This window comes from Sphingomonas bacterium, from assembly GCF_903643035.1.
GTDB lineage: Bacteria > Pseudomonadota > Alphaproteobacteria > Sphingomonadales > Sphingomonadaceae > Sphingomonas.
This window is the reverse complement of the sequence record NZ_CAHJWW010000147.1, coordinates 1-6893: the sequence shown is the minus strand read 5'-3', so window position 1 is coordinate 6893 and position 6893 is coordinate 1. Positions and strand designations below refer to the sequence as shown.

General features: G+C 70.4%; 11 protein-coding genes and 1 pseudogene. All 12 read right to left on the bottom strand.

The genetic code is table 11. The annotated features are described in order from the left end of the window. Positions 1–272: pseudogene (locus tag HUV01_RS15200) on the bottom strand (DUF2497 domain-containing protein); the annotation flags it as partial. A gap of 82 nt (positions 273–354) precedes the next feature. Then, positions 355–1869, bottom strand: a complete 1515-nt coding sequence (locus tag HUV01_RS10185; protein WP_174298158.1) for a TolC family outer membrane protein — start codon at positions 1867–1869, stop codon at positions 355–357. A 4-nt stretch (positions 1870–1873) separates the two neighbouring features. Continuing rightward, positions 1874–2557: a protein-L-isoaspartate O-methyltransferase family protein gene (locus tag HUV01_RS10180; protein WP_174298157.1), complete on the bottom strand. Its 684-nt coding sequence runs from the start codon at positions 2555–2557 to the stop codon at positions 1874–1876. Positions 2558–2690: 133 nt separating this feature from the next. Next, positions 2691–3002: a hypothetical protein gene (locus tag HUV01_RS10175; protein WP_174298156.1), complete on the bottom strand. Its 312-nt coding sequence runs from the start codon at positions 3000–3002 to the stop codon at positions 2691–2693. Positions 3003–3153: 151 nt separating this feature from the next. Then, positions 3154–4197 carry a tyrosine-type recombinase/integrase gene (locus HUV01_RS10170; RefSeq protein ID WP_174298155.1) on the bottom strand — a complete coding sequence of 348 codons (1044 nt, stop codon included), beginning with the start codon at positions 4195–4197 and terminating at the stop codon, positions 3154–3156. After that, positions 4184–4462, bottom strand: coding sequence for a hypothetical protein (locus HUV01_RS10165; RefSeq protein WP_174298154.1), 279 nt, complete (start codon positions 4460–4462; stop codon positions 4184–4186). Before HUV01_RS10165 ends, HUV01_RS10170 begins: the two co-directional genes overlap by 14 nt. Further along, on the bottom strand, positions 4452–4955 hold the full coding sequence (locus HUV01_RS10160; protein WP_174298153.1) for a hypothetical protein: 504 nt from the start codon (positions 4953–4955) through the stop codon (positions 4452–4454). Before HUV01_RS10160 ends, HUV01_RS10165 begins: the two co-directional genes overlap by 11 nt. Before the next feature lie 25 nt (positions 4956–4980). After that, positions 4981–5397: a hypothetical protein gene (locus tag HUV01_RS10155; protein WP_174298152.1), complete on the bottom strand. Its 417-nt coding sequence runs from the start codon at positions 5395–5397 to the stop codon at positions 4981–4983. Then, positions 5397–5948: a hypothetical protein gene (locus HUV01_RS10150; protein ID WP_174298151.1), complete on the bottom strand. Its 552-nt coding sequence runs from the start codon at positions 5946–5948 to the stop codon at positions 5397–5399. Before HUV01_RS10150 ends, HUV01_RS10155 begins: the two co-directional genes overlap by 1 nt. After that, a complete protein-coding gene (locus tag HUV01_RS10145; protein WP_174298150.1) occupies positions 5945–6301 on the bottom strand; it encodes a DUF968 domain-containing protein in 357 nt (118 codons plus the stop codon). Before HUV01_RS10145 ends, HUV01_RS10150 begins: the two co-directional genes overlap by 4 nt. Then, positions 6298–6552 carry a hypothetical protein gene (locus HUV01_RS10140; protein WP_174298149.1) on the bottom strand — a complete coding sequence of 85 codons (255 nt, stop codon included), beginning with the start codon at positions 6550–6552 and terminating at the stop codon, positions 6298–6300. The genes HUV01_RS10145 and HUV01_RS10140 overlap by 4 nt, the downstream gene beginning before the upstream one ends. Continuing rightward, on the bottom strand, positions 6522–6755 hold the full coding sequence (locus HUV01_RS10135; protein ID WP_174298148.1) for a hypothetical protein: 234 nt from the start codon (positions 6753–6755) through the stop codon (positions 6522–6524). The genes HUV01_RS10140 and HUV01_RS10135 overlap by 31 nt, the downstream gene beginning before the upstream one ends. Positions 6756–6893 lie beyond the last annotated feature (138 nt).

The window sequence follows — 6893 nt, the reverse complement described above, 5'->3', positions numbered from 1 at the left end:
GGGCTGCGGTCGACCGGTCGCACCGGTTCGGCGCGGATCGCGTCTGCGGGGCGCTGCTGCACCGAGGCTTGCGATCTGGGCTGGGGCTGGGCTTGGGGCTGGGGCTGGGCTTGGGGCTGCGACTGGGGATCCGGCATGGGATCGTTCAGTTCGAGCACCTCATCCCCGTTCGGGATCGGCGGCGCGGCGCGGCCCGCGCGGCGACCACGTCCCGGCGCCGCCTCGCCTTCCTCGGCGATGATGCGCTTTATCGACGAGAGGATGTCCTCCATCGACGGCTCGCTGCTCAAATCCCCCATCGCGTCCCCCATCGCCGCCCGGCCCGACAGCCGGCCCGGTCCCTAGCCGCGTCGGTCAGCGGCCAGGCGCGTGCTCACCTGTCGTCAGATGCGGGTTGCTGTCAACGGGCGTGTCCAGCGCCGGGTCCAGCGGCTTGGTCAGTTCCGCGTTCTGCGCGGGGGTCGAGGCGGTGCTCGTCGCCGTCACGCGGTCGGTATCGTCGCCGACCCCGAACACGCGGCGCCTAACGCTCAGGTAGTGCGCGACGGGGTCGTACAGCGGGCCGCCGCCCAGCCCAAGATCGCCCGCCTGCGCCTGACCCATCGCCGCCAGCAGCGCGAAGCCCGCCACATAGGCGTCGCGCTGGGCGGTGACGAGCGTCACCTGGCTGTTCAGCAGTTCCTGTTCCGCGTTCAGTATGTCGAGGATCGTGCGGCTGCCGACGCTGTTCTCCGCCCGCACGCCCTCCAGCGACAGCTTGTTCGCGTTCACCGCCTGCTGCGCGGACTGGATGACCTGCTCCGACGAGCGCCACACCGCATAGGCGGCGCGCGTCGTCGCGATCACGCCGCGCTCCGCGTCGGTCGCCTGCTCGACCGCGGCGGTGCGCTGCGCCTGGGCCTGGCGGATGCCGGCCGAGACCGCGCCGCCCGAGAAGATCGGCAGGTTCACCGTCGCCCCGATGGTGCCGGACAGCGCATCCTGCCCCACGCGGACGCCGGTCCCGACACCCAGCGACCCGAGATAGTTGTAGTAGTTGCCCCCGAACACCGCGCTCACCCGCGGCAGCCGGCGCTGGCGCGCGGCATCGACGTCGAAGGCGGTGGCGTCGCGCTGCTTCTGGAAGGCGAGCAGCGTCGGGTTCTGCTTCAGCGCCACCTCTACCGCCGCGTCGGGCGTGTCGGGAAGGCGCGGCAGCAACGGCGGCGGCTGGAGCGCGCCCGGTGGCGAGCCCACGACGCGGATGTAGTTCTCGCGGCTGGCGATGAGGTTCGCCTGCACCGACTGGAACTGCGCGCGCGCCAGGCTGAGGCGCGCCTCGGACTGGGCGACGTCGGTTCGCGTCAGGTCGCCGACCTGGAACCGGTCCCGCGTCGCCTGGAGGTTGACGTCGAGCACATGGACGTTCTGCTGGTTCAGGCCGACGATCGCCTCGTCGCGGATCGCGTCCATGTACGCGGCGACGACAGCGGTGAAGAGCGTGCTCTCCGTGCTGCGAAGGCCGATCTGCCCCGCCTCGACCCGCGTCTGCGCCGCCAGCACCGTGCTGCGGACCAGCCCGCCGGTATAGACGGGTATCGTGAGCGCCGTCTGTCCGGTCGCCTGCCGCTCGGGCGAGGCGAGCGAGTTGCTGGTGCCGAAGGCGTTCTGCACGTATCCGCCGTTGACGCCGACCGACGGCAGGCCGGCGGCACGGGCGATCGGCACGCCCTCGTCCGTCGCGCGCTGCGCCGCCTGCGCCGCCGTCAGCGTCGGGCTCGTCCGATACGCCTTCAGCAGCGCGTCGCCGAGCGTGTCGGCCGCGACCGGCGCAGCCAGCAGCACGGCGCCGGCCGACAGCCCGGCGATGAAACGCAAGGGTCGCGTCATCGGATCAGAATGTGAAGGCGGCGGGGCTGGTGAAGCCCGGCAGGACCACGCACTCGGCATCGGCGAAAGCCGTCAGCCCGAATCCGCTGTCGCTCCGCCGGCCCGATGCGAGCCGGGTCACGCCGCGATCCACCAGGCCCGTCGTCAGCCGGCCGCCGATGCCCAGTTGCTCGAAGAGCGCGGCCGGCACATGCCCGACCGCGCCGTCGATCACCAGCGCGTCATAGGGCGCCCCGGGCGCATGCCCCGCCTCCAGCGGTCCCTCGATGACCGATACGGATGGCGTTCCGGAAAGGTTCGCGCGGGCGGCGGCCGCGAGCGTCGGGTCCGATTCAACCGCGACCACCTCCCGAACGAGAAGCGCGAGCACGGTGGCCGCATATCCCGTCGCGGCACCGATCAGCAGCACCCTGTCGGCGGGATGGAGGAACGCCTGGTTCAGCAGCCGCCCGGTCGCCATCGGGGCGTTGAGCGAGCGGCCCCGACCCAGCGGCACGGGCGTGTCGCGATAGGCGATCTCGCGGACGCCCTGCGGAACGAAGGCCTGGCGCTGGACCTTCGCGAAGGCCGCCACCAGGCGGGCGTCGTCGACCGCCGTCGTGCGCAGCTGACCCGTGACCATCGCCTGCCGCATCGCATCGAAGCGATGCGGTTCCGCCGCATCCAGACCGTACATCGTCCCGCTCATGGTTCCCTGTCGCACAACTGTTTTAGCGAAGCAACACACTTCTCACACGCTGTCTTATCGCGGGAACGACACGATGCAAGCCGTCACTTGCCCCTGCGAGGCCGGACGCCGGACGCCGCAGGAAAAACCGGCGCTACAGGCCGCCTGCGAGGTGGACGACGACGGCCACCCCGCTCCAGAGAAGACCGCTGACGGCCACCGACAGGACCATGCCGCCGGCCGGGGTCAGAAACTTCGAAGACTCACTGATCGGCAGGTCCTGCTGTGGCATCGACGATCCTCTCGCGGCGCTTTGCACGCGCCTGTTTTCCCGGGTTACCTCGGTGTCATGGAAACGCAATATCGCGCCATAAGGTTCTCCCGTCCCCTTGAAATGGACGGGCCGATCCCGCGAACAGTTGACCGGTCGTCCGAAACCGCCCATCAGCCGCGCCTTCCAGCGCATCGCGGCCCGATGGCGGAGTGGTTACGCAGAGGACTGCAAATCCACGCACACCCCGCAGAAATCCGCCATTGTTCGCTATTTTCACCATTCGTTCTCCCCACGGAAATCCGCCGAGTCGCGGGCGGTAGTGCGAACTCGTGCGAGGACTGGCTCACGCACTTTCGGCGGCCTCCATCTTGGCCATCGCGGCCTTCGCGCGGAGCCGCTGCGACGCATATTTCAACGCCATTTTGAACGTCTGGTGCCCGAGCACGGACTCGATCTCCGCGACGGTGCAGCCGGCCTCCTCCATCCGCGATCCGGCGGCGTAGCGGAGCCCGTGCATCGACCTGTTCCGCGGCAGGCCGGGCGTCTTCTCAACGGCGCGGCGCAGCGCCTCGGACAGTCCCTGGGCGGTGAACGCTTTCGCATCGACGGTCGTGCAAATCACGACGGCCGTGCGCGGGAGCGCGTCGAGGTGGCGCCGCAGCGCCGTATGACAGGCGATGTCCAGCAGCGCGGTCGTCTTCGACTGCCGCACCCGGATGACGTCGCCCTGATACTGCTGCCAGGTCATGCGCGCGACATCCTCCCGGCGCTGGCCGGTGTAGAGCGCGACCAGGACGGGCGTGACGAGGTGCGCCGGCGCGGTCGCGAGGAACAGGTCCGCCTCGGCGTCCGACCAGACGACGATCTCCCGGTCGCCGCCTTTCCGCTTCAGCCGCTTGATCGACTTGGCGGGATTGAAGCCGGCCGGGACGAGGTCATTCTCGTCGGCCCAGCTGTAGAGCCGCGAGAGCATCTGCTTGATCTTGTGCGCCTTGCGGACGGTGGCGGCGTGGCTATCTCGCACCGCCTTGAGGATATTGCGGGTGGCGACGGCGAAGCGCACCTCGCCCAGCTCGTCGGCGATCAGGTCGAGGGTCCGGCCATAGTCGAGCTGGGTCGCATCCGCGAGCTCGCCGAACTCGCTGCTCCCCCGGTATTCCTCGACCAGCCAGGCGAAGCTCGCGCGCGAGACCGGCTTGACCGTGCCCCGGCTCTCCACGACCGCCAGCAGCTCAGCGTACCGCTCCATGAACGCGGCACGCTCGGGCTGCCTCGACCAGTGCAGGCCCTTGACGAGGGGCAGCGGCACGTCGCCCGTCAGCTTGTGCCGGAAGCGCCAATACCTGCCCTTGGCACGGTAGGTGTAGCGGAGCTCAGGTCCGGGCATTGCCGCGGCGCCTCGCGAAGAAGCGCGCCTCCTCGTCTGCGCTCTCGCGGGCGCGGTCGGTCTCCTCGATCGGCTGGTCATCCATGCGGTCGACCCACGCATCGAGGTCGCGGATATCCCACAGCACGCGCCGGCCGATGCGCTTGGCCTTGATGCCGAGCCCGCGGAACATCGTGCTGCCGAGCGAAAGATACGCGGCGGCATCATCCTCGGACAGCAGCCGGGACCAGCGGGCGCGCGACAGATCGACGGCGCTAGTCGCCATGATCGCCCTCCCCCGTCTGCTTGGCGGGGCGCGGGGCGGCGGCGAGGGTATCAAACAAGCCCGTCGCAAACTCTCCGGCATCCTCAGCTAACTCATCAGCCGAATAAATGCCGCGACCGGCACGGTTCTCCTCCCATTCGGCCCAATAAGCCGCGATGGTTTCGCAAACGTGTCCGGGACGGTCGCCATGCCAAGGCACCTCCCCGCCCCGCTGGTCGGGCTGGCGATCGGCGAGGGCGCGGACACGCTCATCAATGGCTGCGGCAAAGTCACGGTGCCATTGATCGGGCTCGTGATCGCCGCTCATCATCCACTCTTGGACGAATGCCACAGTGTCCCGCGCATACCTATCGTCACGGTCGGTGGGGGCGCGCGCACGATCAAGCCACAGCGCCAAGCTGTAGCTGTCGGTCGGGAAGTCGGCGGGCGTTGCCGTCATGGCGAGCTGTGCCGCCCATGCGGACGGCTGTGGCAGCATTTCACCATTAGTCATCGCGAGTGGTCCTTTGCGAGGGCGATCATGCCGCTGCTCCCCACACATCGCGCGGCTTGCGGTACGGCCGGTGAGCCCAGCCGTCGGCTTGGACGAGCTTTCCGTCGCCGTTCGGGGCGATGATGGTGATCCGGTCGCCGCGCTTGCCGATGACCGGGCACTCGAAAGCGAAGACGGGCGGCAGCGTCGCGGCCGGCCACCACATCTCTTCGGCGGTCGCCTGGCGCTTGACCAGCAGGCTGGGGCCGTCGATCAGATCGACGCCCCGGCGCCTGCCCTCGGCCTGCTGCTGCGCGGTGTACCGCTCGCCGCCCACCACGACGCCGGCGACGATCGCGGCGCCGATGACGCCCCCGATCCATGGCTGAGACTTCGACGGGGTGACGAGGTACGCGGCCGGCTGGCGCCCGACGGGCGTCGTGTCGGGGTCGAGGGCGGGCATCAGGCCACCTCCGTCCGCTCGGCGCCCCGGAACGCGCGCAGCGCCTCGCGCGCGGCGTTCACGCGGCGCTCGGCCTCGGCCAGTTCGGCCTTCGCGGCGGCGAGGGCCGGCCTGGCGGTCTCCAGATCCTTCGCCCCGGCGTACTTCGTGCGGCGCGCGCGAAGCTCGGCGGTAGCAACCGCGATATCGGCGACGGCATGGGCATCCGCGGCGCTGTGCAGGCGCGGCAGCCGCTTCGCGAGCTTGTCGGCGAGGACGCTCTCGACGACGTGCCGAGCCGGCTGGCGCTTCAGCTGGAAGCGCAGGCCATGCTCGACGTCGAGGATCACCAGCAGCCCGTCGAGCGTCGTGCCGATCCGCTCGGCCCGTGTCGTGATGTCGGACCGCATGCCGCCCAGGTGCGCTCTGGCAACGGCCACCTTGTTGAGGTCGCCCGATGGCCCGAGCCGGTCCAGCTGCGCCTTTGCCTGGCGAAGCTCGGGGACGATCGGGAGCATGTCCTCGATCGCCTGTTCGATGTCGGGATCGACGCCCTCGCGCGGCCCGCTCATCGAAGGTGCTCCCAGGCGGCGCGGTGTGGCGATGCGGCGGCGTACCGCTCGGCGACCGCGACGAGGTCGAGCCCGGAGGCGGCCTCGAAGGTCGCCGCGCCCCGGTGATATTCCGCATGGTGGCCGGCGCAGAGCGGGACCGCGTGATAGTCCGCCACCTTGAGCGAGACGCCCTTGCCCCCTGCGCGGTCGACGTGGGCCGCCTCGATCTTGCCGGAGCAGTCCGCGGCGTGGCGCGCGGCGCAGGCGCACGGGCGACCGCGCAGCCACTTCAGGTGGCCGGAGAAGCTGCGCGCCTCCGCAGCGCGCCCGCTATTGCGGCGGCGTGCCCGGGTGTCGACGCGCGGGATCATGCCGCCTCACCCGCAGGAACGCCCAGGTCGGCGATGGCGGATGCCAAGTCATGACCCTCGCCATAGCCATCCTGGCCGGCAGGGCCGCAGCTGATGCGCCACACCTCGCCCCCGAGCGTCTCGGTGGTCGGGGAGATGGCGATCATTACGTTCCTGCCGATGCGGCGGATCGTCTCCTCGACGCGGTCCAGGTCGGTCGAGGCGAAGCGGCGGCGGTCCATCACGACAGCGCCCAGCAGAAGACGGCGCACCAGAAGATCGCGCCGACCAGAATGACCGTCGTCCACCCCATGACGCCGATGCGGCTGGGCTGGTCGACGTCGGCGCTCATCGGCGCGATCGGCGCGGCGTCAAGCGGGCGGTCACGGCGCGTGATCGTCGAGCGCGAGTAAGTCCGGGCGTGCGCCCAGGCATCGGCGTGGATCCCCGCCCGCGCGGTCCGATCAGCGTTCACGCTTCCACCTGCGCGCACATACGCCGGACGAGATCGCCCGCCGAGACCTGCAAAGCCGCCGTGGTGTCGGCAACCGCCAACCCCGCCGCCAACCGCGCCGCCGACCGCGCCGCCGACCACGCCGCCGACCGCGCCGCC

Coding starts and splice junctions, on each gene's coding strand:
- HUV01_RS10185 (WP_174298158.1), bottom strand. CDS start 1,869: ATGACGCGACCCTTGCGTTTCATCGCCGGGCTGTCGGCCGGCGCCGTG.
- HUV01_RS10180 (WP_174298157.1), bottom strand. CDS start 2,557: ATGAGCGGGACGATGTACGGTCTGGATGCGGCGGAACCGCATCGCTTC.
- HUV01_RS10175 (WP_174298156.1), bottom strand. CDS start 3,002: ATGCGCTGGAAGGCGCGGCTGATGGGCGGTTTCGGACGACCGGTCAAC.
- HUV01_RS10170 (WP_174298155.1), bottom strand. CDS start 4,197: ATGCCCGGACCTGAGCTCCGCTACACCTACCGTGCCAAGGGCAGGTAT.
- HUV01_RS10165 (WP_174298154.1), bottom strand. CDS start 4,462: ATGGCGACTAGCGCCGTCGATCTGTCGCGCGCCCGCTGGTCCCGGCTG.
- HUV01_RS10160 (WP_174298153.1), bottom strand. CDS start 4,955: ATGACTAATGGTGAAATGCTGCCACAGCCGTCCGCATGGGCGGCACAG.
- HUV01_RS10155 (WP_174298152.1), bottom strand. CDS start 5,397: ATGCCCGCCCTCGACCCCGACACGACGCCCGTCGGGCGCCAGCCGGCC.
- HUV01_RS10150 (WP_174298151.1), bottom strand. CDS start 5,948: ATGAGCGGGCCGCGCGAGGGCGTCGATCCCGACATCGAACAGGCGATC.
- HUV01_RS10145 (WP_174298150.1), bottom strand. CDS start 6,301: ATGATCCCGCGCGTCGACACCCGGGCACGCCGCCGCAATAGCGGGCGC.